23 protein-coding genes are annotated in these 21,633 nt (G+C 68.5%); 9 read left to right on the plus strand and 14 right to left on the minus strand.

Features of this window, described 5'->3' with window-relative positions; genetic code table 11:
• Window positions 1-93 precede the first annotated feature (93 nt).
• The 6 genes from metA (at window position 94) to PVT71_RS15435 (ending at window position 5,285) form a co-directional block, all read left to right on the plus strand.
• Complete coding sequence (metA, locus tag PVT71_RS15410; protein WP_353474952.1) at window positions 94-1,053, plus strand: homoserine O-succinyltransferase; 960 nt, start codon at window positions 94-96, stop codon at window positions 1,051-1,053.
• A 4-nt stretch (window positions 1,054-1,057) separates the two neighbouring features.
• Window positions 1,058-2,002, plus strand: a complete 945-nt coding sequence (locus PVT71_RS15415) for an alpha/beta hydrolase (protein ID WP_353474953.1) — start codon at window positions 1,058-1,060, stop codon at window positions 2,000-2,002.
• Between the two features lie 55 nt (window positions 2,003-2,057).
• Complete coding sequence (ppk2, locus tag PVT71_RS15420) at window positions 2,058-2,936, plus strand: polyphosphate kinase 2 (protein WP_353474954.1); 879 nt, start codon at window positions 2,058-2,060, stop codon at window positions 2,934-2,936.
• A complete protein-coding gene (locus tag PVT71_RS15425) occupies window positions 2,929-3,546 on the plus strand; it encodes a TetR/AcrR family transcriptional regulator (RefSeq protein WP_353474955.1) in 618 nt (205 codons plus the stop codon). The genes ppk2 and PVT71_RS15425 overlap by 8 nt, the downstream gene beginning before the upstream one ends.
• Window positions 3,547-3,634: 88 nt before the next feature.
• The gene (locus tag PVT71_RS15430; RefSeq protein ID WP_353474956.1) at window positions 3,635-4,498 is read left to right on the plus strand and encodes a sulfotransferase family protein; all 864 of its coding nucleotides are present in this window, start codon (window positions 3,635-3,637) and stop codon (window positions 4,496-4,498) included.
• Between the two features lies 1 nt (window position 4,499).
• Window positions 4,500-5,285, plus strand: a complete 786-nt coding sequence (locus PVT71_RS15435) for a sulfotransferase family 2 domain-containing protein (protein WP_353474957.1) — start codon at window positions 4,500-4,502, stop codon at window positions 5,283-5,285.
• Here PVT71_RS15435 and PVT71_RS15440 read toward each other — a convergent pair.
• The 5 genes from PVT71_RS15440 to PVT71_RS15460 form a co-directional block, all read right to left on the minus strand.
• Complete coding sequence (locus PVT71_RS15440) at window positions 5,273-6,352, minus strand: glycosyltransferase family 2 protein (protein ID WP_353474958.1); 1,080 nt, start codon at window positions 6,350-6,352, stop codon at window positions 5,273-5,275. The genes PVT71_RS15435 and PVT71_RS15440 overlap by 13 nt on opposite strands.
• A 115-nt stretch (window positions 6,353-6,467) precedes the next feature.
• The gene (locus PVT71_RS15445) at window positions 6,468-7,280 is read right to left on the minus strand and encodes a putative nucleotide-diphospho-sugar transferase (RefSeq protein ID WP_353474959.1); all 813 of its coding nucleotides are present in this window, start codon (window positions 7,278-7,280) and stop codon (window positions 6,468-6,470) included.
• A gap of 88 nt (window positions 7,281-7,368) precedes the next feature.
• A complete protein-coding gene (gene rpsI / locus PVT71_RS15450) occupies window positions 7,369-7,857 on the minus strand; it encodes a 30S ribosomal protein S9 (RefSeq protein WP_353474960.1) in 489 nt (162 codons plus the stop codon).
• 2 nt (window positions 7,858-7,859) lie between these two features.
• A complete protein-coding gene (gene rplM, locus PVT71_RS15455) occupies window positions 7,860-8,318 on the minus strand; it encodes a 50S ribosomal protein L13 (protein ID WP_194132845.1) in 459 nt (152 codons plus the stop codon).
• 178 nt (window positions 8,319-8,496) lie between these two features.
• The gene (locus PVT71_RS15460; protein WP_353474961.1) at window positions 8,497-9,924 is read right to left on the minus strand and encodes a PLP-dependent aminotransferase family protein; all 1,428 of its coding nucleotides are present in this window, start codon (window positions 9,922-9,924) and stop codon (window positions 8,497-8,499) included.
• A 70-nt stretch (window positions 9,925-9,994) separates the two neighbouring features.
• Here PVT71_RS15460 and PVT71_RS15465 point away from each other — a divergent pair, with 70 nt between their 5' ends.
• The 3 genes from PVT71_RS15465 to PVT71_RS15475 all read left to right on the plus strand — a co-directional run bounded on the left by PVT71_RS15465 (window position 9,995) and on the right by PVT71_RS15475 (window position 12,008).
• Complete coding sequence (locus PVT71_RS15465; protein ID WP_353474962.1) at window positions 9,995-10,222, plus strand: DUF1127 domain-containing protein; 228 nt, start codon at window positions 9,995-9,997, stop codon at window positions 10,220-10,222.
• Between the two features lie 234 nt (window positions 10,223-10,456).
• Entirely contained in the window at window positions 10,457-10,759 is a 303-nt protein-coding gene (locus PVT71_RS15470; RefSeq protein WP_353474963.1) for a DUF1992 domain-containing protein, read from the plus strand.
• A gap of 55 nt (window positions 10,760-10,814) precedes the next feature.
• The gene (locus tag PVT71_RS15475; RefSeq protein WP_353474964.1) at window positions 10,815-12,008 is read left to right on the plus strand and encodes a class I SAM-dependent methyltransferase; all 1,194 of its coding nucleotides are present in this window, start codon (window positions 10,815-10,817) and stop codon (window positions 12,006-12,008) included.
• A 28-nt stretch (window positions 12,009-12,036) separates the two neighbouring features.
• Here the strand turns inward: PVT71_RS15475 and PVT71_RS15480 are convergent, their stop codons facing one another.
• From PVT71_RS15480 to PVT71_RS15520, 9 genes are all read right to left on the minus strand, one after another.
• Entirely contained in the window at window positions 12,037-13,269 is a 1,233-nt protein-coding gene (locus PVT71_RS15480) for a phenylacetate--CoA ligase family protein (protein ID WP_353474965.1), read from the minus strand.
• Between the two features lie 24 nt (window positions 13,270-13,293).
• Window positions 13,294-13,869 carry an RNA 2',3'-cyclic phosphodiesterase gene (gene thpR, locus PVT71_RS15485; RefSeq protein ID WP_353474966.1) on the minus strand — a complete coding sequence of 192 codons (576 nt, stop codon included), beginning with the start codon at window positions 13,867-13,869 and terminating at the stop codon, window positions 13,294-13,296.
• 3 nt (window positions 13,870-13,872) lie between these two features.
• Window positions 13,873-14,727, minus strand: coding sequence for an ABC transporter ATP-binding protein (locus tag PVT71_RS15490; RefSeq protein ID WP_353474967.1), 855 nt, complete (start codon window positions 14,725-14,727; stop codon window positions 13,873-13,875).
• 65 nt (window positions 14,728-14,792) lie between these two features.
• Complete coding sequence (locus PVT71_RS15495) at window positions 14,793-16,097, minus strand: ABC transporter substrate-binding protein (RefSeq protein ID WP_353474968.1); 1,305 nt, start codon at window positions 16,095-16,097, stop codon at window positions 14,793-14,795.
• A 53-nt stretch (window positions 16,098-16,150) separates the two neighbouring features.
• Window positions 16,151-17,227 (minus strand): branched-chain amino acid ABC transporter permease, encoded by a 1,077-nt coding sequence (locus PVT71_RS15500; RefSeq protein ID WP_353474969.1) that lies wholly within the window; start codon window positions 17,225-17,227, stop codon window positions 16,151-16,153.
• Window positions 17,228-17,334: 107 nt separating this feature from the next.
• Window positions 17,335-17,568: a hypothetical protein gene (locus tag PVT71_RS15505; RefSeq protein ID WP_353474970.1), complete on the minus strand. Its 234-nt coding sequence runs from the start codon at window positions 17,566-17,568 to the stop codon at window positions 17,335-17,337.
• A gap of 97 nt (window positions 17,569-17,665) precedes the next feature.
• Window positions 17,666-18,619: a branched-chain amino acid ABC transporter permease gene (locus tag PVT71_RS15510; protein ID WP_353474971.1), complete on the minus strand. Its 954-nt coding sequence runs from the start codon at window positions 18,617-18,619 to the stop codon at window positions 17,666-17,668.
• 85 nt (window positions 18,620-18,704) lie between these two features.
• The gene (locus PVT71_RS15515) at window positions 18,705-19,526 is read right to left on the minus strand and encodes an ABC transporter ATP-binding protein (protein WP_353475548.1); all 822 of its coding nucleotides are present in this window, start codon (window positions 19,524-19,526) and stop codon (window positions 18,705-18,707) included.
• A gap of 50 nt (window positions 19,527-19,576) precedes the next feature.
• The gene (locus PVT71_RS15520) at window positions 19,577-21,541 is read right to left on the minus strand and encodes an AMP-binding protein (protein WP_353475549.1); all 1,965 of its coding nucleotides are present in this window, start codon (window positions 21,539-21,541) and stop codon (window positions 19,577-19,579) included.
• Between the last annotated feature and the right edge of the window lie 92 nt (window positions 21,542-21,633).

The raw sequence follows: 21,633 nt of genomic DNA on the forward strand, positions 1-21,633 counted from the left end.
GCCCGACCGGGCCGGCGCGCCCATCCCCGCGTGCCTCTTGAGCAATTGCCCCTGCGGCGATACATCTGCGGGCCTGACCAGAGGACGAATTCCATGCCCATCAAGCTGCCCGAAGACCTTCCCGCCTACGCCGTGCTCTCGCGCGAGGGCGTGATGGTCATGTCCGAGGACAGCGCCTCGCGGCAGGACATCCGGCCCCTGCGCATCGCGCTGCTCAACCTCATGCCCAAGAAGATCCAGACCGAGAACCAGTTCGCGCGCCTCATCGGGGCGACGCCGCTGCAGATCGAGTTCAGCCTGATCCGCATGACCGAGCACCAGACGAAGAACACCGCCGCCGAGCACATGGAGGCCTTCTACCGGCCCTTCGCCGAGGTCGAGGCCTCGGGCGAGAAGTTCGACGGGCTGATCATCACCGGCGCGCCGATCGAGCATCTCGAGTTCGCCGACGTCACCTACTGGGACGAGCTGCGCCGGGTCTTCGCCTGGACCCAGACCCACGTGCACGCCACCTTCGGCGTCTGCTGGGGCGGCATGGCGATGATCAACCACTTCCACGGCGTGCAGAAGCACATCCTCGACCACAAGGCCTTCGGCTGCGTGCGGCACCAGAACCTTGCACCGGCCTCGCCCTTCCTGCGCGGCTTCTCGGACGACATGGTGATGCCGGTCTCGCGCTGGACCGAGATGCGCCGCGACGAGATCGAGGCGGCGGGCCTGCCGGTGCTGATCGACTCCGCCGAGACCGGCCCCGCGCTGGTCGAGGACAAGGCGCACCGCGCGCTCTACATCTTCAACCACCTCGAGTACGACAGCACCACGCTGAAGGACGAGTACGACCGCGACGTCGCGGCCGGAAAGCCGATCAACGTGCCGGCGAACTACTACCCGAACGACGATCCCAGCAAGAAGCCGCAGAACCGCTGGCGCAGCCACGCGCACCTGCTCTTCACCAACTGGATCTCGGAGATCTACATGACCACGCCCTTCGACGTCGCGCGCATCGGCAGCGAGTCGACCGACTGGCGGACCACCGCGAAGGTCGGGGCCTGAGCCCGTGTGGCAGGCGCTGCTGCCCGCTGCCGCGCTGGCGCTGGCGGGCTGCGGCCTGACCGGCAGCCGGGCGACGAAGATGGAGGCGGCCGCCGAGGCCGCCTTCCCGCCCGAGGGACGCTTCCTGCAGGTGGAGGGCCGCCGCGTGCATTACGTGGAGGCGGGCGAGGGTCCGGCGCTGGTGCTGATCCACGGCGCCAGCGGCAACCTGCGGGACTGGACCTTCCGCGCGGTTGACCGCCTTTCGGCGCAGTACCGCGTCATCGCCTTCGACCGGCCCGGGCTCGGCTACACCGAGGCCGAGGCGGACGGCGACACGATCTTCGAACAGGCCGAGCTGCTCTCCGCCGCCGCCACGCAGCTCGTCGCGACGCGGCCGATCGTGCTCGGCCAGTCCTACGGCGGCGCGGTGGCGCTCGCCTGGGCCGCCGATCACCCCGAGCGGGTCTCGGCGCTGGTCCTGCTGGGCGCCGCCTCGCAGCCCTGGGAGGGCGGGCTGCCGTTCTTCTACAAGATGACCGCCGGGCCGCTCGCGCCGCTCGCCAATCCCGCCATCGCCGCCTTCGCGCCGGACAGCGCCGTGCAGGACGCCATCGCCGACGTCTTCCTGCCCAACCCCGTCCCCGAGGGCTATGCCGCCCATATCGGCGCGCCGCTCACCCTGCGCCGGGCCAGCCTCGACGCCAACGCCCGCCAGCGCGCCAGCCTCAAGGCCGAGATCCGCGCCCTCGCCCCGCGCTACCCCGCGCTCGACCTGCCGGTCGAGCTGATCCACGGCGAGGCCGACACCACGGTGGGGCTGCAGATCCACTCGGTGCCCACCGCCGCGCAGATCCCCGGCGCCAACCTCGTGACCCTGCCCCGCATCGGCCACATGCCCCAGCATGTCAGCCCCGCGCAAATGGATGCCGCCATCGCCCGCGCGGCCCATCGTGCGGGTTTGCGCTGAACCGCGCGACGCGCCATATTGGTGCAGAGATTTCAACACGAAGGACCAGCCGCCCGTGTCCAAGTCGTCCAAGCCCTTCGACGGCGCGATCAGCGCCTATTTCGAGAAGACGGCCCCGAAGGATATCCGCGAGGCCATCCACCGCGCCGACAAGGACGAGGTCCTGTCGCCCAGCTATCCCTATTCCGAGGAGATGAAGGGCAAGACCTACGACAAGCAGATGAAGGCGCTGCAGATCGAGCTGATGAAGCTGCAGCGCCACGTCAAGGCCAGCGGCGAGCGCATCGCCATCCTCTTCGAGGGGCGCGACGCCGCCGGCAAGGGCGGCACGATCAACCGCTTCACGCTGAACCTCAACCCGCGCGGCGCGCGGGTGGTGGCGCTGTCGAAGCCCTCGGACACCGAGGCGACGCAATGGTACCTGCAGCGCTACATCGACCACCTGCCCGCCGGTGGCGAGATCGTCTTCTTCGACCGCAGCTGGTACAACCGGGGCGTGGTCGAGAAGGTCTTCGGCTTCTGCACCGAGGAGCAGCGCGAGCATTTCTTCGCGCAGGTCCCCGACTTCGAGAAGATGCTGGTCGAGGAGGGCATCAAGCTCTTCAAGCTCTGGCTCAACGTCGGACGGGCCGAGCAGCTGCGCCGCTTCCTCGAGCGCGAGAGCGACCCGCTGAAGCAGTGGAAGCTCTCGTCCATCGACGTCGAGGGGCTGAAGCTCTGGGACGAGTACGGCGCGGCGATCCGCGAGACCCTGTCGCGCACGCACAGCGCCGCGGCGCCCTGGACGGTGATCCGCTCGGACGACAAGAAGCGCGCCCGCATCGCCGCGATCCGCCACGTGCTGAGCCATCTCGACTATGACAACAAGGACGAGGCCAATGTCGGCGTGCCCGACCCGAAGATCGCCGGAGGTCCCGAAGTCTGGGATGGCTAAACGCGGCTACCACCACGGAAATCTCCGCCAGGCCCTGGTCGAGGCGGCGCTGGAACTGATCGAGGAAAAGGGCCCGGCCGGCTTCACCCTGTCGGAGGCGGCGAAACGCGCCGGGGTCACCCCCGCCGCGGTCTACCGGCATTTCTCGGGGCGCGAGGATCTCATCGCCGAGGCGGCCCGGCAGGGCTACGAGATCTTCGGCGACCTCATGCAATACGCCTATGACAGCGGCCAGCCCTCGGCGCTCTCGGCCTTCGAGGCGACGGGCCGGGCCTATCTCGCCTTCGCCCGCCGCTACCCGGGGCACTACATCGCCATGTTCGAAAGCGGCGTGTCGGTGAACCACTCGCCGGAACTGGCCGCGGCCTCGCGCCATGCCCGCGGCGTGCTCGAGCGCGCCGCCTCGGATCTGTCGCAGCACATCCCGCCCGAGAAGCGCCCGCCCGCCTCGATGTTCTCGGCCCATATCTGGGCGATGAGCCACGGCGTGGTCGAGCTCTTCGCGCGCAACTCGCCCGGCACGCAGTCGCCCTTCCCGGCGGACGAGCTGCTGGAATCGGGCATCGGCATCTACCTGCGCGGCCTCGGGCTGATCCCGCCCGACCAGTAGAGTTTTCCTCCCTGCGGAACTATCCCGGGGACGCCGCCCCCGGCGGCGGGGGCAACGCCTCCGACGAGCCCAGCACCAGGACCGGACCATGACCCAAAAGACCTTCTTCCTCGGCCTCGGCGGCCAGAAATGCGGCTCCACCTGGATCCAGGCCTACCTGAACCGGCAGGAGGGCAGCGACTTCGGCCGACTCGGCGAATACCAGGTCTGGGAACACCAGCTCGGCGGCGTCTTCGCCCGCTACAGCGTGCCCGTGCCGCCGCTGAGGGAGCGCCTGCGCGCCGGGATCAAGACCCGCTTCGGCGCGGACGAGCCCGCGCAGCACCTGCGCTGGCGGCTGCAAGCCGACCCCGAGGCCTATTTCGACTATTTCGCCGGGCTGCTCGAGCGCCCCGGCACGCTGCGAACCGGCGACATCACCCCCTCCTACGCCGCCCTGCCCGCCGAGACGCTGGCACGCATCCGCGACGGGTTTGCCAGGCGCGGCATCGCGGTGAAGGCGATCTTCTCGATGCGCGACCCGGTGGACCGGCTGCGCTCGCACCTGCGCATGGAGATGGAAAAGGGCCGGCTGCCGCTGGCGCAGGACAACACCGACCCGCTGCGCGCCTTCTACGCCTCGCCCGAGGCCGAGGCCCGCAGCCGTTACGACCGCACGCTTTCGGCGCTCGAGCAGGTCTTCTCGCCCGCCGACCTGCACCTGCCGCTTTTCGAAACGCTGTTCACCGACGCGGGCATCGCCGCGCTCGCGAGTTTTGCCGGGGTCCCGGCCGAACGCGGCAGCGGCACGACCAAGGTCAATGCCCGCTCCACCGGCAGCAAGGTGCCCGAGGCGCTTGCAGCCGAGATCGCCGCGCATTACGCCCCGGTCTACGCGGCCGTCTACGCACGGCTTCCCAATGCCCGCGAGCTCTGGCCCTCGGCCCGGCTGCTCGACCGCCCCGGAGAGTGAGATGATCCTCAGCCACAAGCACCGCTTCATCTTCCTGCACTGCCGCAAGACCGCCGGAAGCTCGATCTGCGTGTCGCTGGCGCGTGTGCTGGGGCCGGACGACCTGCAGCTGAGCGGACTTCAGGAAAGCTTCGAGGCCGGGATCGCCACCCCCGCCCGCGTGCTGCGCGAGGCGAAGGACGAGCTGAAGAGCGGCGGCGGCAGCCTCAAGGACCGGCTCGCGCTGGAGGGGTTGCTTGGCGGCGCACGGCAGAACAAGGCGATGATCCGGCTCATCAAGGCGCATTACGAGCCGAGGCTCGGCGCGCGCCCGCAGCACGCCCATGCCTCCGAACTCAGGGCCTGCTTCCCGGAGGAATGGGAGCGCTACGCGAAGTTCTGCGTGGTGCGCAATCCCTGGGACAAGACCGTCTCGGACTACTTCTGGCGCACCAAGGGCCGCAGCGATCCGCCGAGCTTCGAGCGTTTCGTCCACGCGCTGCGCGACGGCGACGAGCTCGGCGGGATGGTGCTGCCGGAGTACCACGACAACTGGCCGCTCTACACCATCGATGACCGGATCGTCGCCGACCGGGTGGTGCGTTTCGAGACCCTCGCCGAGGATCTCAAGGACACCTGCGCCGCGCTGGATATCCCCTTCGACGGCTGGCTGCCGCGCGCCAAGGGCTCGTACCGGCCGAAGAGCGGCAAGACCGGCGACACCCGCAGCCTCTACACCCCCGAGCTGCAGCGCATCGTCGGCACGCTCTACGAAAAGGAAATCGAGGCCTTCGGCTACACGTTCTGAGCCGGGGCCGCGGACGCAGGCGTTTCGGGCCAGAGCATCAGCCCGCAGTCGATCAGCTGCCGCGGGTCCTCGTAGACGGTGCTCGCCGGGGAAAGGAAGGCGTCCGGCGCCTCGGCCATGGCCGCCAGCAGCCGCGCGTAGCCGTGGTACTTGCGCGAGCCGTTGGCATAGCTGCCCCAGTCCATCGCCCGCCGGATCTTCGCCGCGAACTGCGCGGTAAAGACGAAATGCGCGATCACCGGCATCACCGTCGCGCTCGGCGCACGGTTGGTGTTGTGGGTGCCGACCATGTAGGTCTCGGCGGAATGGCAGACGATCGGCGTCTTGTGCCGGGGCGAGCCGAAGGGCTGTGGCGCCGGGCTACGGCCGAGCAGCCGGTTCAGCCAGCCCTTCGGCGCCTCGGGCTCCGGCTCGATCCCGAACCGCGCCATCAGCGCCATGGACTTGCTGGGCGCGACGAACTCCGGCCGCACCGCCCCCGGCGCCAGCTTCAGCAGCGGCTCGGCCTCGAAACAGGGTGAGGCGCGCAGCAGGTCCGCCAGGTTCGCGGGCGGGCGCGGATCGTCGAAGGCCGAGAGGTCGCGCGGGAAGAACTCAACCACCGGCGCCACCGCCGCCACGTCGCCCGCGGCGGCAAGGTGTTCGGCCAGCGCGCCGATCGTCGCGACCCCCGGCGGCAACAGCAGGAACTCGTCGGCATCGACGTAGGTGACGAAACGCCCCGGCATCAGGAACAGCGGGATGGCGCCCTTGAAGTAGATCCCCGCGCGGGTCTTCTTGCGCTTGCCCTCGGGGTCGCGGACCTCGATCGGGTCGCCGTAGCGCAGGTCCGAGCGTATGCGGATGCAATCGGGCTGGGCGTCGAGATAGTCTGTGGTCCCGTCCGTCGAGCCGTCATCGACGATGATGAACTGCGTGACGCCGATACTGCGGTAATGGTCGAAGAAGGCCGGGGCGAAATACATCTCGTCCCGAAAGATCGAGAAGACCGTGGTCCGCTCCGGGTCGACCGCCGGACCGATCAGCTCGAGATGCGCGCCGACGTCCTTGAACTCGAGAGGTTGCATTGGGCTCCACGCATCCGTTGTTCTGGCGAACCTCATACGCCATCCGGGGGCCGGAGCGCCACCGCCGCGGGCGAAGTTTTTCCGCGGGTCGCGGCACGCGCGGTCAGGGACGCGGTCAGGGGCGTGACAGCGGCCGCGGCGCGGGCGCCTTCGGAACCTCCGGCACCGGCCAGCCGGCGCGGCGGCGCCGCATGAGCCATTGCACCGCCCAGGGTGCAAGCGCGATGAGCCGCGCCATGCGCCGCCACTCCGCCCGCTTGCGCGTCTTGCGCCCGAGGTTCTTGTAATGCAGCACCTTGCCGGTGCGCCGTGCGGTGTCGTTGTAGACGCGCGCATCGAGCCGCGCGAGCGACAGCCCGTCCACCGTCTCGAGCCCCGGCGCGGGCACCATCTCCCACGCCTCCAGCAGCTGCGACATGGCGCGCTGGTCCGACATCTCGCTCCCGGCACAGAGCCGGGCCCATGTGTCGAGCATCTTCTGCGCGGGTTCGGTCGCGGCAAAATAGAGCAGCCCCGCGTTGATCGTGCCGTTGTCGGCAAGCTGCTCGCGGGCGATCTCGTTGGGGTGGCGCGGCGTGACCGCGAGGTCGGCACCGAGAAAGTCGGCGGGGGTCAGCGGCTCAGTCAGCAGCATGTCGGCGTCGAGATAGAGGCAGGCCCTGCCCGTCCGGGCAATGGCATGGCGGATCGCCCCGGGCTTGTGGGTGGTCCGGATGAAGCCCTTGGGATCGAGCGCCTTGTACGAGGCATCGGTGTCGATCCGCACCAGCTCGGAGCGGAGCTGCGCGCGCTGCGCCTCGGTCATCCCGAGGTCGTAGATCACCGGGTAGCGGCCCTGGATGCGCAGGACGTTGTCCTCGAACACCTGCACGACCTCGAAGAAGCCCGAGTCGGCGCAGGTGATGATGTCCAGATCCGACGCTGCCATGTGATCCTCCCGCATGGCCGACCCCCCAAAACGAAACAAGGGCCACGTCGCGAAACGAGGCCCTTGCTCTTTGGAATGTCCCGTAAGCTTAGCGCTTCGAGAACTGGAAGCTGCGGCGAGCCTTGCGCTTACCGAACTTCTTACGCTCGACGACGCGGCTGTCGCGGGTCAGGAAGCCTGCGGCTTTCAGCGCGCTGCGCAGCGACGGATCGAAGAGCTGCAGGGCTTTCGAGATGCCGTGCTTGACTGCACCGGCCTGGCCCGAGAGACCGCCGCCCTTGACGGTGGCGTAGACGTCGAACTGGTCCTCGACACCTGCGATGGTGAAGGGCTGGCGCAGGATCATCTGCAGCACGGGGCGTGCGAAGTAGACGGACTGTTCCTTGCCGTTCACCACGACCTTGCCGGAGCCCGGCTTGATCCAGACGCGGGCAACCGCGTCCTTCCGCTTGCCGGTCGCGTAGGAACGGCCGAGCGCGTCACGGACGGGCTCGCGCGGGGTTTCGACGACTGCGGGAGCAGTTTCGATGCCGGCTGCGGCGCCGAGCTCTTCCAGGGAGTTGATCTGATCGGCCATGATTACACCCGGGTGTTTTTCTTGTTCATCGACTTGACGTCCAGCACTTCCGGCGACTGTGCCTCGTGCGGATGCGCCGCGCCTGCGTAGATGCGCAGGTTGGTCAGTTGCTTGCGCGACAGGCGGTTGCCCGGCAGCATGCGCTTGACGGCCTGGAACACGACGCGCTCGGGGTGTGCACCCTCGAGGATCTGGGCCTTGGTGCGGGACTTGATGCCGCCCGGGTGGCCGGTGTGCCAGTAGAAGTGCTCTTCACGCTTCTTGCCGGTCATCTGCACCTTGTCGGCGTTGATGACGATGACATTGTCGCCCATGTCCATGTGCGGGGTGAAGGTGGCCATGTGCTTGCCGCGCAGACGCATGGCGATGATCGAGGCGAGACGGCCGAGAACGACGCCTTCCGCGTCGATCACGATCCATTTCTTCTCGATGTCTGCAGGAGTCGCAGAGAAGGTTTTCATCGTGGTTGCCCTTGAGCTGTTCAAAGAGGACCCGCCTGGGGGGCCCGAATTCCGATGGGCGGGTTATAAGGCCGCCCACGGCACAGTCAAGCGGGTTGTTTTTTGATTTGTTTAGCAAAAACAGTGTCTTGCAAAAACGGTATCAAAATACCCCAACTATTTTCGGTGCCACCCCGCGTCAGACGATCATCTGCTCGGGCGGATCGTCCAGCAGACGCCGCAGCCGCAGGATCGCCTTCTCGAATTCCGCCAGCGGCACCTGCCCGTTCATGCCGATGCGCACCGCGTGCGGCGCAAAGGCGTCGCGCAGCGCGAAATCCTCCGCCGGGCGCACCTGCACCCCCTGCGCCTCGGCCGCCATGCAGAAGGCCGCCGCCCGCCAGCCCGCCGGCAGCCGCAGCCAGACGAAGGGCGCCTCCTCGCTCCAGCGCAGCTCGTGCCCGCCGAGGAAATTCACCGTGCTGCGCACGTAGAGCGCGTTGCGCTCGCGCACCGCCCGGACGATCTGCTTGGTCTCCTCGCGTGCCAGCAGGTCGGCGACGAGATCGGCAAGCGGCAGCGCGAGGCCGAAGAAGCCATACTCCGCCGCCCGCCGCAGGTCGCCCCGCCGCGCCCGGGGCGCGATGGCAAAGCCGACGCGCAGCCCCGGCGTCAGCGTCTTCGAGATCGACGAGACGAACCAGCCGAGGTCGGGCAGCATCGCCCGGTAGGTCTCGCAGCGCGCCTCGCCGAGGAAGGTGCTGTCATCCTCGAGGATGTGCAGCCCGCAGCTGCGCGCGACGTCGGCGATCTCGCGCCGGCGCTCGGGCGGGGTGACGATGGTGGTCGGGTTGTGCAGTTCGGGCGAGGTGCACAGGAGCTGCGCCTCGTGCTTGCGCGCCAGCTCCTGCAGCGCGTCGGGACGGATGCCCTGCGCATCCATCGGCACCGGCACCGGCTCGGCGCGCAGCAGCTCGGCGGCGCGGCGGAAACCGGGGTAGCAGAGCTCCTCGACCAGCACCACCGGGCGCCGCCCGCGCAGCACCGCCTGCATGACCAGCGAGATGCCGTTCTGCGCGCCGTGGCTGAGCACCAGATCCTCGTGGTGCACCGGGCCCAGCGGCACGTCCGACAGCCAGTCGAGCGCCACCTGCCGCGCCGGCGCGAAGGCGCGGGTCGAGGGGTAGTTCATCAGCCCCGGCGCCGGGCGCACGGCGATCCGCGCCAGCGCCTCGCGCACCAGCGCGACCTGCCCGAGGTCGGGAATGCGCCCGGTGAAGAGGCTCACCATCCGGTCGCCCGACTCGGTCACCTCGCGCGGGCCGCTCTCGATCAGCAGCGGCGCGGCCTTCTGGAGCTCGCCGCGCACGAAGGTGCCGCGCCCGACCTCGGCGACCAGCGCGCCCTCGTCGGTGAGGATTGTATAGGCCCGCGCCACGGTGCCCGGCGTCATGCCGAGTCGCCATCCGAGGTCCCTCACCGGCGGAAGCCGCGTTCCGGCGGGCAGGTTCCCCTGCGTGATCCCCTCTCGCAAAGCGCCTGCGAGAGCACGATATTTCGGTCCGGATGCCTGATTTTCGAACAGTTCGAAAATTGTATCGGTGACAATGTTTTGCTCGACGGTCATTGGGGCACAATGTATCAATATACCCATGAGATCAAGATAATTGTACCGATACAAAACTGGAGACTTACCGATGGCACTCGCCGCCCATGCCCCGCTGATCGCCTATCTCGACGCGCAGAAACCGCTGCCGCCGTTTGCCGCGCTGGCGCTGCGCGTGGCGGTGGTGAGCGCGCAATGGTCCGAGCGTCGCCGCACCCGCCGTGCGCTGGTCGACCTCGACGATCACCTGCTGCGCGATGTCGGACTCGAACGGACCGCCGCCCTCCGGGAGGCGCGCCGCATGTTCTGGCAGGGCTGATCCCCGGACCTGACAGGACCTCTTCCCCTGGGCGCGAGGCACACCCTCGCGCCTTTTTTCTTTTCCGCCCCTGCCCGCCCCCGCCAGCCCCTGCCCGGCGCCGCGCCGCCCGCACTGCCGGGCAGGCGTATTTGGAAAGAGAAGAAGCCGGATGCGGCGCCGCCTTTTGCGGCGTGACCCGCGCCGCGCGCCGGGCTATGCTCGGCCGGTTTCCGCAGCAGCAGCACCCCCGCCATGGATCACCCGCTCATCGACCTGATCAACGCCCGCATCGCCAAGGCCGAGGCCGAGGGCGCCTTCGACAACCTGCCGGGCGCGGGCCGGCGGTTGCCCGACTGCGACGATCCCGAGAACGCCGTGCTGACCCGCATCCTCAAGGACAACGGCGCCGTGCCGCAGGCGGTGGCGCTCTCGCGCGAGCTCGCCGCGCTGCGCGAGGAGCTGCGCGAGGCCTCGGACCGCGACGCGCGCCGGCGGCTCATCCAGGACATGTCGCTGCTCGAGACGAAGCTGGAGATCGCACGCAAGTCTCGATAAAGCTTGGTTTATCCTCCCCGCCATGCCAGAGTTCGCGCAAGGCAGGGGAGCGCGCATGGTCACGGTAAAAGAGCAGTACGAGAGTTTTCCCTACCCCGCGCGCGACCCGAAGGACGAAGAGACAAGGCTGATCACCGGCTCGCCGTCGCACCCGTTCGAGATGGACCACTGGCTCTGGCAGGGCGGCCGCGACTGGTCGAAACCGCTGCGCGTGCTGGTCGCCGGCGGCGGCACCGGCGACGGGCTGATCCAGCTGGCGACGCTGCTGGCCGCCGCGCGGAAAGCTTACGAGATCACCTATCTCGACCTCTCCACCGCCTCGCGCGCCGTCGCCGAGGAGAGGGCAAGGGTGCGCGGCCTCACCGGCATCAGCTTCCACACCGCCAGCCTGCTCGACGCGCCCGCGCACGGGCCTTTCGACTACATCGACTGCTGCGGCGTGCTGCACCACCTGCCCGACCCCGCGGCGGGCTTCCGCGCCCTGCGCGCCGCGCTCGCCCCCGGCGGCGGCATGGGCTTCATGGTCTACGCCCCCTATGGCCGCTCCGGCGTCTACCCGCTGCAGGAGGCCTTCGGCGCGCTCTTCGACGGGCTGCCGCCGCAGGAGCGCCTCGCCCGCGCGCGGCGCATCGTGGCGGCGCTGCCGAAGGGCCATCCCTTTGCCGCCAATATCAACCTCGGCGATCACCACGCCTCGGACGCGGGCTTCTACGACCTGCTGCTGCACGGGCAGGACCGCAGCTTCTCGGTGCCCGAGCTGCTGGAAACGCTTGCGGAGACCGGCTGGCGGCTCGCCGGCTTCACCACCCCGGCGCTCTACGACCTTGCGCAGATCACCGAGGTGCCCGAGGGCATGGACCCGGCAGAGCAGATGGCGCTCGCCGAGAAGCTGCGCGGCACGATCCGCATGCACACCGCCTATGCGGTGCCCGCCGAGGCCGGCGAGACCCGCGCTAAACCCACCGACCGCAGCCTCGTGCCGCAGCTGCGCGGCGTGCAGCGCGCGGCGCTGGCGCAGGCCGTGGCGCAGGGCCGTCCGCTGCCGGTGAAGATGGGCGGGGTCGAGACCACGCTGACCCTGCCGCGAAGCAGCGCGCCGATCCTCGCCGGGATCGACGGCCGCCGCAGCCTTGCCGCGATCGCGCAGGCCGCGAAGCTCGACCCGATCAGCTTCGGCACCGCCTGGGCGCAGGTCCACAGGGCGCTCGAGCCCTGGGGCCTGCTGCTCTACTCGTCGCTGCTGCGCTGAGCGCCCAGCCTTTCGAAGAGCGGCCCGCTCACTCGTAGCTGCGCGCGTCCTCGATCACCACGCCGTCGCGCGGCAGCCCGCCCGGCGGCACCAGTTCGACCTTGCCCTTGAGCTTCAGGAGCTCCGCCACGCTCGCCTCGAAGGCCCCGGCATCGGGCGCGCTGCCCTCTCCCGAGGTCTCGATGCGCACGGTCATCACGTCCATCTCGCCCTCGCGGCTGGCCACCACGCGGGCCCGGCCGATCTCGGCATGGCGCGCGACCAGCGCCGCCACCTGCTCGGGGCGCACGAACATGCCCTTGATCTTGGTGGTCTGGTCGGCGCGGCCCATCCAGCCCTTGATGCGCATGTTCGACCGCCCGCAGGGGCTCACCCCCGGCATCACCGCGGACATGTCGCCGGTGGCGAAGCGGATCAGCGGGTAGTCGGGGTTTAGCGTGGTCACCACCACCTCGCCGACCTCGCCCTCGGGCACCGGATCGCCGGTGCCGGGCGTCACGATCTCGACGATCACCCGCTCGTCGACGATCATCCCCTCCATGCTCGGCGTCTCGTAGGCGATGAGCCCGAGGTCCGCCGTGGCATAGCATTGCAGGCAGGCGATGCCGCGCCCCTCGTAGAAGGCCCGCAGCGACGGGAAGAGCGCGCCGCCCGAGACCGCCGCCTTGGTGATGCCGAGCGCGACGCCCATCTCGTCGGCCTTGTCGAGGATGATCTTGAGGTAATCGGGCGTACCCGCGTAGGCGGTGACGCCCACATCCGCCGCCGCCTGCACCTGCAGCTCGGTCTGGCCGGTGCCGGCGGGCAGCACCGCCGCCCCCACCGCCCGCGCGCCGCTCTCGAAGATCATCCCGGCCGGCGTCAGGTGATAGCCGAAGCAGTTCTGCACGATGTCGCCCGCGCCGATCCCCGCGGCGTGCAGGAAGCGCCCGAGCCGCCACCAGTCGTGCTCGGCCCCGCCCGGCTCGTAGATCGGCCCGGGCGACTGGAAGACATGGGCAAAGCCCGAGGCGGGCCGGGTGGTGAAGCCGCCGAATGGCGAGGCCGCCTTCTGCGCCTTGCCGAGCCCCGACTTGCGCAGCACCGGCAGGGTCGCCAGCGCCGCGCGCGTGGTGATCGCGGCGGCATCCACGCCCGCCAGCGTGTCGGCATAGCCCGGCAGCGCCTGCGCCCGGGCGATCTGCGCGGGCAACGCCTCGGCCAGCGCGGCGGCGCGCGCCTCGGCGCTGCGCGTCTCCAGATCGTCGTAATACCTGCTCATCCGAGCCTCCCTTCCAGCCCAGTCCTATCCCGTTCCGCCGACGGCAGCGCCGGGCGGTGGCGGCAGCGCATAGGCCGCCAATGTCTCGTAGACCGCCCCCTCGGGGGTCAGCGTCGAGGCGACGAGCCGCAGCTCCTCCGCCTCCTCCGCCCCGGTGGCGAGCGCAACCTGCCCCGCCACCGCCCGTTCAAACCGCGCCATCGCCTCGCCGCGCAGCCCGGCACCGAAGCGCACGAGCGTCACGTGCGGGCGGAAGCGCCGCCGCTCGAGCTCGATCCCCGCGGCCCGGCAGGCGCGCACCACGCGCCCGTGCAGCGCGACCAGCCCGGGCTCCGCGGCGATCTCCGCCGCCAGCAGCCGCGGCGACCGACCCCCGAAGCTTTCCAGCCCGGCGACCCGCAGCCGGCAGCCCGGCAGCGCCTGCCCCTCGAGCTCCATGTGCAGCTCCTGCAGCGCCGCCTCCCCGACCTCGCCGAGGAAGGCCAGCGTGACGTGCAGGTTCTCCTCGGGCACCGCGCGCCCCACCGGCACCGCCTCCTGCACCGCCAGCAGCGCGGGCAGCAGCGCCTCGGGCAGCGGCAGGGCAAGAAAGCAGCGCATGGCTCACGCCAGCCACCGCTTGCGGCGGCGGTAGGAGCGCACGTCGCGGAAGGACTTGCGCCCCTCGTCCGACATGCCGAGGTAGAATTCCTTGACGTCCGGGTTCTCGCGCAGCGCCTGCGCCGGCCCGTCCATCACCACCCGGCCATTCTCGAGGATGTAGCCCTCATGCGCGTAGCGCAGCGCCACGTTGGTGTTCTGCTCGGCCAGCAGGAACGAGACCCCCTCGCCCTCGTTGACCGCCCGGACGATCTCGAAGATCTGCTCGACGAGCTGCGGCGCAAGCCCCATCGAGGGCTCGTCCAGCAGCACCATCTCGGGGCGCGACATCAGCGCGCGGCCGATCGCGCACATCTGCTGCTCGCCGCCCGAGGTATAGCCGGCCTGGCTCTTCCGCCGCTCCTTCAGCCGCGGGAAATAGTCGTAGACCATCTCGAGGTCGCGCTGCACCGCCGCCTTGCCGTCGCGCCGGGTGAAGGCGCCGGTCATCAGGTTCTCTTCCACCGTCAGGTGCTCGAAACAGTGCCGCCCCTCCATCACCTGGATCACCCCGCGCTTGACCAGTGCCGCCGGGTCGAGGTCCTGCACCCGCTCGCCGCGGTAGGAGATCGTGCCCTTGGTGACCTCGCCGCGCTCGGACTGCAGCAGGTTCGAGATCGCCTTGAGCGTGGTGGTCTTGCCCGCGCCATTGCCGCCGAGCAGCGCCGTGATCCCGCCGCGCGGCACGGAGAGCGAGACCCCCTTCAGCACGAGGATCACGTGGTTGTAGATCACCTCGATATTGTTGACCTCGAGCAGGGTCTCGCGCGCCTCGCCGTCACGGGCAGAGGTCTCGTCCGGTCGCACTCCGTCCAGCATCTTCTTCTCTTCCCAAATACGCGAAATCCGGCGGCGACACCTGCGCCGCCGCCGGAAGTGTCAGCTCAGCCGCCGCAGCTGTCGTTCACCGGCCAGGGCTGGTTGGCATCGGCGTATTCCATCGCCGCCTTCTCCTCGAGCGGGGCGATCATGTCGGAATCCGGCATGATGAGGTCCGAGGCCTTGACGAACTTCTCGCCGTCCCATTCGAGGATCCAGCCGCCCGAGTGGCCGGTGTGGTTGTCGCAGGAGGTCGAGAACGGCGGCACCATGCCGGTCATCCCCAGCTCGTCGAGCCGCGCCTCGGTGATCTCGAGGTTCTCGAGCCCCCAGCGCAGGTCCGCCGGCGAGATCTCGGCCTTGCCCGCGTGTTCCTGCGCCACCCGGATGCCCTCGCCGAGGATCATCGAGATGACGAGGCCGCGCGAGTAGAAGACACCCGACATCTCCTCGGCGTTGCTCAGCGTCTTGCCCGGCTCGACCACGTATTTCTGCAGGTCGGCCATGATCGGGGCCTCGGGGTTCGGGAAGGACCAGCTGACGGACTTGTAGCCCTTGCCCGCCTCGCCGACGATCTTGAGGTCGGCGTCATGCCCGGCCCACCACACGCCCAGCATGTTCTCCATCGGGAACTTGGTCTTCACCGCCTCGGTGATCGCCCCGGCGTTCATCGCGCCCCAGCCCCACATGATGACGTAGTCCGGGCGCTCGCGGCGGATCTGCAGCCATTGCGCCGACTGGTTCTGCATCTCCTTGAGACCGACCGGGATCGGCAGCAGCTCGAAGCCCTGCGCCTCGGCCTCGGCCTCGAGGAAGGGCAGCGGCTCCTTGCCGAACGGGTGGTCGAGGTGCAGGAAGGCGACCTTCTTGCCCTTCAGGTCGCCCTGCGCGGCGATGTACTTGATCAGGATCGAGGCGCCGTCCCAGTAGCTCAGCGGCGTGTTGAACGCCCACTGGAACACCTTGCCGTCGGCCATGGGCGAGAAGCCGTAGCCCGGCGCGAGGATCGGGATCTGGTCGACGTTGGTCTTCGGCAGCACCTGCAGCGTGATGCCCGTGGACCAGGGCTGGGTCACGATCGCCTTGCCCTTGGTCTTCTCGTAGCACTCGACGCCCTTCTCGGTGGAATAGCCGGTCTCGCACTCGTCGAAGTCGATCGGGACGCCGCCGATGCCGCCGTCGCGCGCGTTCATCAGCTCCATGTAGTCCTTCTGCCCGTTCATCAGCGGGATGCCGGTGGCGGCAAAGGGCCCGGTGCGGTAGGCGAGGTTCGGCGCGTAGAGGCTCTCGGCCATCGCGCCCCCGGCGATCGTTCCGGCCATCAGCGCACCCAGCGCCGCGGCCCCCGCCAGTCTGGTCAACGTCTTCATCCTGTCTCCTCCCTGAGATCTTCGATGATGTGGAAAGCCCCGCCCGCGCCTCCTCAATGCGGGAAGGGCCAGATGATCAGCTTCTCCCGGATCAACGCCCAGAGACGCGCGAGCCCGTGCGGCTCGATGATCAGGAAGAAGACGATGAGCGCGCCGACGATCATGATGTTGAGGTGCTCGACCGTGGCCGAGCTGATCGACAGCCCCAGCGCCTGCGGCACCGTGCCCAGCACGACCGGCAGGCCGACGATGAGGATCGCGCCCAGGTAGTTGCCGAGGATCGAGCCCAGCCCGCCGATGATGGCGATGAACAGCACCCGGAAGCTCAGCGGAATGTCGAAGAGGTTGGGCTCGGCCGCGCCGCGCCACATGAAGACGAAGAGCGCGCCCGCCACCCCCACGACGTAGGACGAGACGGCGAAGGCGGTCAGCTTCGAGCGCATCAGGTTGATGCCGATGAGCTCGGCCGCGATGTCCATGTCGCGCGTCGCCTTCCAGGTCCGGCCAAGGTTGCCGCGGGTGAGGTTGATGCAGAGCACCGTCATCAGCGTCACCACCGCCAGCACCACGTAATACTGGGTGATCGAGCTCGCCTGCGGCCCGGCGACGTAATGCCCGAACATCTCGAGGTTCGGCACCTGGATCGCGCCCGAGGCGTTGTAGTTGTAGAGCCAGCCCCATTTCTCGAAGAGCCAGACCAGGAAGAACTGCGCCGCCAGCGTCGCAATTGCGAGGTAGAACCCCTTGATCCGCAAGGAAGGAATGCCGAAGGCCACGCCCACGCCGGCGCTGAAGACGCCCGAGAGCAGGATCGCCACGACCGGGTTCATCCAGGGGAAGAGCGTCACCAGCTTGTAGCAGGCATAGGCCCCCACGCCCATGAAGGCGGCGGTCCCGAGCGAGAGCTGCCCGGCATAGCCCGTCAGGATGTTCAGCCCCTGCGCCGCCAGCGCGTAGATCAGGATCGGGATCAGCAACGTCTGGAAGGCGAACTCGCTGGCGGTCAGCGGAAAGACCACCCAGGCAAAGCCGAGGATCACCATCAGCAGCACCGCGTCCTGCCGGACCGGGAACAGCGCCATGTCCGACTTGTAGCTCGTCTTGAATTGCCCCGCCGTGCGATAGAGCATCGGTCTCTCCCTCTCCCGGCGCGCCCGGCGCCGCTCCGTCTGGCGCTTCCGCCGCCGGGGCTCCTCCTGCCCGGGCGCGCGGTCCCGCCGGTCTGCGTCGTCCGCCCTCAGGCGGTCTCGTGTGTCTCTTCGGGGTAGGCCCGTTTCGGCGCGGCCGCGTAGCCCGTCGCCTCCGAGTGCCGCACCAGCCAGAACCAGGCCCAGAGCCCCGCCGCGCCGCCCGCCGCCGCCAGCAGCAGCGCCGGCAGCACATGCGCGCCGCTCCCGGTCAGGGCGAGGTAGCCGAAGGCCCAGAAGCCCGCCCAGGCCACCACGTTCAGGATCGCCACAAGTTTCGCCATTCCGCCGTCCTCCTCCCTTCCGCGAAAGCCCGCCTCCCGCAGACCTTCATCTTTCCTCAAATACTCCCGCCGGAGGCGTCCTCCGCCGGGAGAAGTGCTAGACCCTTTCGATGATGCGCTCCCCGAACAGCCCCTGCGGGCGGAACAGCAGCACGATCAGCGCCAGCACGAAGGCGAACCAGGTCTCGGTATTGCCGCCCATCAAGGGCTGGCCCCAGTAGATCTCGAAGAGCTTTTCCAGCATGCCGATCATCAGCCCGCCGATGATCGCCCCGGTGATGCTCTCGAGCCCGCCCAGCATGAGAACCGGAAGCGCTTTGTAGGCAATGACTTCCAGCGCAAAGCTCACACCCGCCCGGGCGCCCCAGGCGATGCCGGTGACCAGCGCGATGATGCCGGCGATGAACCAGACCAGCACCCAGATCGTCTGCAGCGAGATGCCGACCGACAGCGCCGCCTGGTGATCGTCGCCAAGCGCGCGGATCGCCCGGCCCATGCGGGTCTTGCCGAGGAAGAGCAGCAGCGCCACCACCAGCAGCCCCGCGACGATGACCGCCGTGATGTCCTTCTGCTCGAGGATCAGCAGCCCGCCCCAGGGCTCGAAGGTCACCGAGTCCGTCGGGATGCCCAGCTCCTCGGTGATCATCACCTTGTTCTCGCCGCCGAAGATGATCTCGCCGAAGCCGATGAGGAACAGCGTGATGCCGATCGTCGCCATGAAGAGGATGATGTCGGGCTGGCCCACCAGCGGGCGCAGCACGACCCGCTCGATCGTCACCGCCAGCACGAACATCACCGCCAGCGTCAGCGCGACGCTGACCCAGGCCGGCACACCCATGGCGTGCAGCCCGACGAGGGTCAGCGCGGCAAAGACCACCATGATCCCCTGCGCGAAGTTGAAGATCCGGCTCGAGCGGTAGATCAGCACGAAGCCGAGCGCGATCAGCGCGTAGAGGATGCCCGAGACGAGCCCCTCCCAGAGCACCTGCAGCAGGAAGTCCGGCGCGGCGAACATGTCGGCGAAGGGCTGGATGAAGATGTCGTTCAGCATGTCGCGTCCCCTGCCTCGCTGCGCGGCTCGGATGCATGATGTGTGCATGCGGTGTGCATCGGATGTGTCCTCCTCTTTCCGCCGCTCAATGCGCCACGCCGAGATAGGCGTCGATCACGTCCTGGTTCGCCCGGACCTCTGCCGGCGCGCCGTCCCCGATCTTCTTGCCGTAGTCCATGACCACCACCCGGTCCGACAGGTCCATGACCACGCCCATGTCGTGCTCGATGAGGCAGATGGTGGTGCCGAACTCGTCGTTCACGTCGAGGATGAAGCGGCTCATGTCCTCCTTCTCCTCGACGTTCATCCCCGCCATCGGCTCGTCGAGCAGCAGGAGCGACGGCTCCGCCGCCAGCGCCCGCGCCAGTTCCACCCGCTTCTTGAGCCCGTAGGGCAACCGCCCCACCGGCGTCTTGCGGATGTTCTGAATCTCAAGGAAATCAATGACTTTCTCGACGATCTCGCGATTGGCGATCTCCTCGTCGCGGGCGCGGCCCCACCACAGCGCCTGGCTGGCGATGCCCGCCTTCATGTGGGTGAGCCGCCCGGTCATGACGTTGTCGAGCACCGTCATCCCTTCGAAGAGCGCGATGTTCTGGAAGGTCCGCGCCACGCCGAGCCGCGCCACCTCGTAGGGCTTCATCGGCGGACGCTTGGCGCCCTTGTACCAGAGCTCGCCCTCGGACGGCGTGTAAAAGCCCGAGATGATGTTGAGCATCGAGGACTTGCCCGCCCCGTTCGGCCCGATGATCGCCCGGATCTCGCCCTCGCGGATGTCGAAGGAGATGTCCTTGATCGCGACAACCCCGCCAAACTTAAGGGTAATATTGCGCAGCTCCATCAGCACGCCGCCGATCTGCCGCCCGTCCTCGGTGACGTAGCCCCCGTCCTTGCTGGCATCCTTCACGGCGACCTGCCTTTCCTCGTTCCCCGAAATACCCAGATCCGACCCGTCCATCATTCCGCCGCCACCTTCATCGCCGCCACCGGCACCACCCGCGCGTCGCGGATCGCCAGCGTTGCCTTGATCCGGCCCTTGCGCCCGTCCTCGTAGGTGACCTCGGTCTCGGTGTAGATGCTCTCCGAGCCGTCATAGAGCGCGGTCACGAGGTCGGCGTATTTCTCGGCGATGATGTTGCGGCGCACCTTGCGGGTGCGGGTGAGTTCGCCGTCGTCGGCATCAAGCTCCTTGTGCAGCACGAGGAAGCGGTGGATCTGGCAGCCCGAGAGCATCTCGTCCCGCGCAACGGAGGCGTTCACCTCCTCGACGTGGCCCTGGATCATCTCGAGAACCTTCGGGTGCCCCGCCAGCTCCTGGTAGGAGGCATAGGCGATGTTGTTGCGCTCGGCCCAGTTGCCCACCGCCGTGAGGTCGATGTTGATGAAGGCGGTGCAGCGGTCGCGGCCGTTGCCGAAGACCACCGCCTCGAGGATGTTGGGGTAGAACTTGAGCTTGTTTTCCACGTACTTGGGCGCGAAGAGCGCGCCGTCCGCCATCTTGCCCACGTCCTTGGCGCGGTCGATGATCCGCAGGTGGCCCGTCGCCTCCTCGATGAAGCCCGCGTCGCCGGTGGCGACCCAGCCCTCGGCATCCTTGGTGCTCTCGGTGCTGGCCGGGTTCTGGTAGTACTCCACGAAGACGCCGGGCGAGCGGTAGAAGACCTCGCCGCTCTCGGCGATGCGGATCTCGACGCCCGGCGACGGCACGCCGACGGTGTCGGGCCGGACCTCGTTGTCGGGCTGCTGGGTGATGAAGACCGAGGCCTCGGTCTGGCCATAGAGCTGCTTGAGGTTGATCCCGAGCGCCCGGTAGAAATCGAAGATCTCGGGGCCGATCGCCTCGCCGGCGGTGTAGCCGACGCGCACGCGGGAAAAGCCCAGCGTGTTCTTCAGCGGCCCGTAGACCATGAACTCGCCAAGCGCGTACTTGATGCGGTCGAGCATCCCCACCGGCTTGCCGTCGAGCACCTTGGGGCCGACCACCTTGGCGTGGTTCAGGAAGTGGTGGAAGAGCTTGCGCTTGACCGCCCCCGCATCCTCCATCCGGATCATGATCTGGGTGAGCTGCGTCTCGAAAACCCTTGGCGGCGCGAAATAATAACTCGGTGCGATCTCGCGCAGGTCGGTCATCATGGTCTCGGCGGACTCGGGGCAGTTGACGCAGAACCCGTTCCAGTAGGCCTGGCCGATCGAGAAGATGAAGTCGCCGACCCAGGCCATCGGCAGGTAGGCCAGCACCTCCTCGCCGGGCGTCAGGTGGTCGAACTCGGACGAGGATTTGGCGGTCTCGATGATGTTGCGGTTCGAGAGCACCACGCCCTTCGGCTTGCCGGTGGTCCCCGAGGTGTAGAGCATCACGCAAGTGTCGTCGTAGCCAAGCGCCTCGCGGCGGGCGGTCAGCTCTGCCATCAGCTCGTCGCGGGCGGCGCGGCCCTGCTGCTGGACATGGGCATAGTCGTGCAGCGCGCGGTGGTCATATTTCCGCATCCCGCGCGGATCGACGTAGATCATGTGCTCGAACTGGTGCAGGTCCGCCTGGATTTCGATGACCTTGTCGACCTGCTCCTGGTCGGCGGCGATCACGAAGCGCGCGCCGCAATGCTGCAGCACGTATTGCATCTCTTCGGCGACCGCGTCCTGGTAGAGCGGCACGGGCACCGCCCCGACCATCTGCGCCGCGACCATCGACCAGTAGAGCGTGGGGCGGTTGCGGCCGATCACCGCGACGTGATCCCCCTTTGCCACGCCGAGGTTCAGCAGACCCAGCGCGAAGGCCTCGATCTCTTCCTGCGTCGCGGCCCAGCTCCAGCTCTGCCAGATGCCGAACTCCTTCTCCCGGTAGGCGGGACGGCCGGCAAAGCTCTCGGCATTGCGCTTCAACAGGGCCGGAACGGAGCGCAGCCCCGCCGCGCCCTCGGACATGTAAGCCAAAGTGTCTCCTCCCTAGGCTCCCGGTTTCCCGGACGCCCCAAGCCACCTCCTCTGCAGCTTGGGACGCGCATTTTGCGAGTCAG

Origin of the sequence: Salipiger sp. H15, from assembly GCF_040409955.1 — a bacterium.
GTDB lineage: Bacteria > Pseudomonadota > Alphaproteobacteria > Rhodobacterales > Rhodobacteraceae > Salipiger.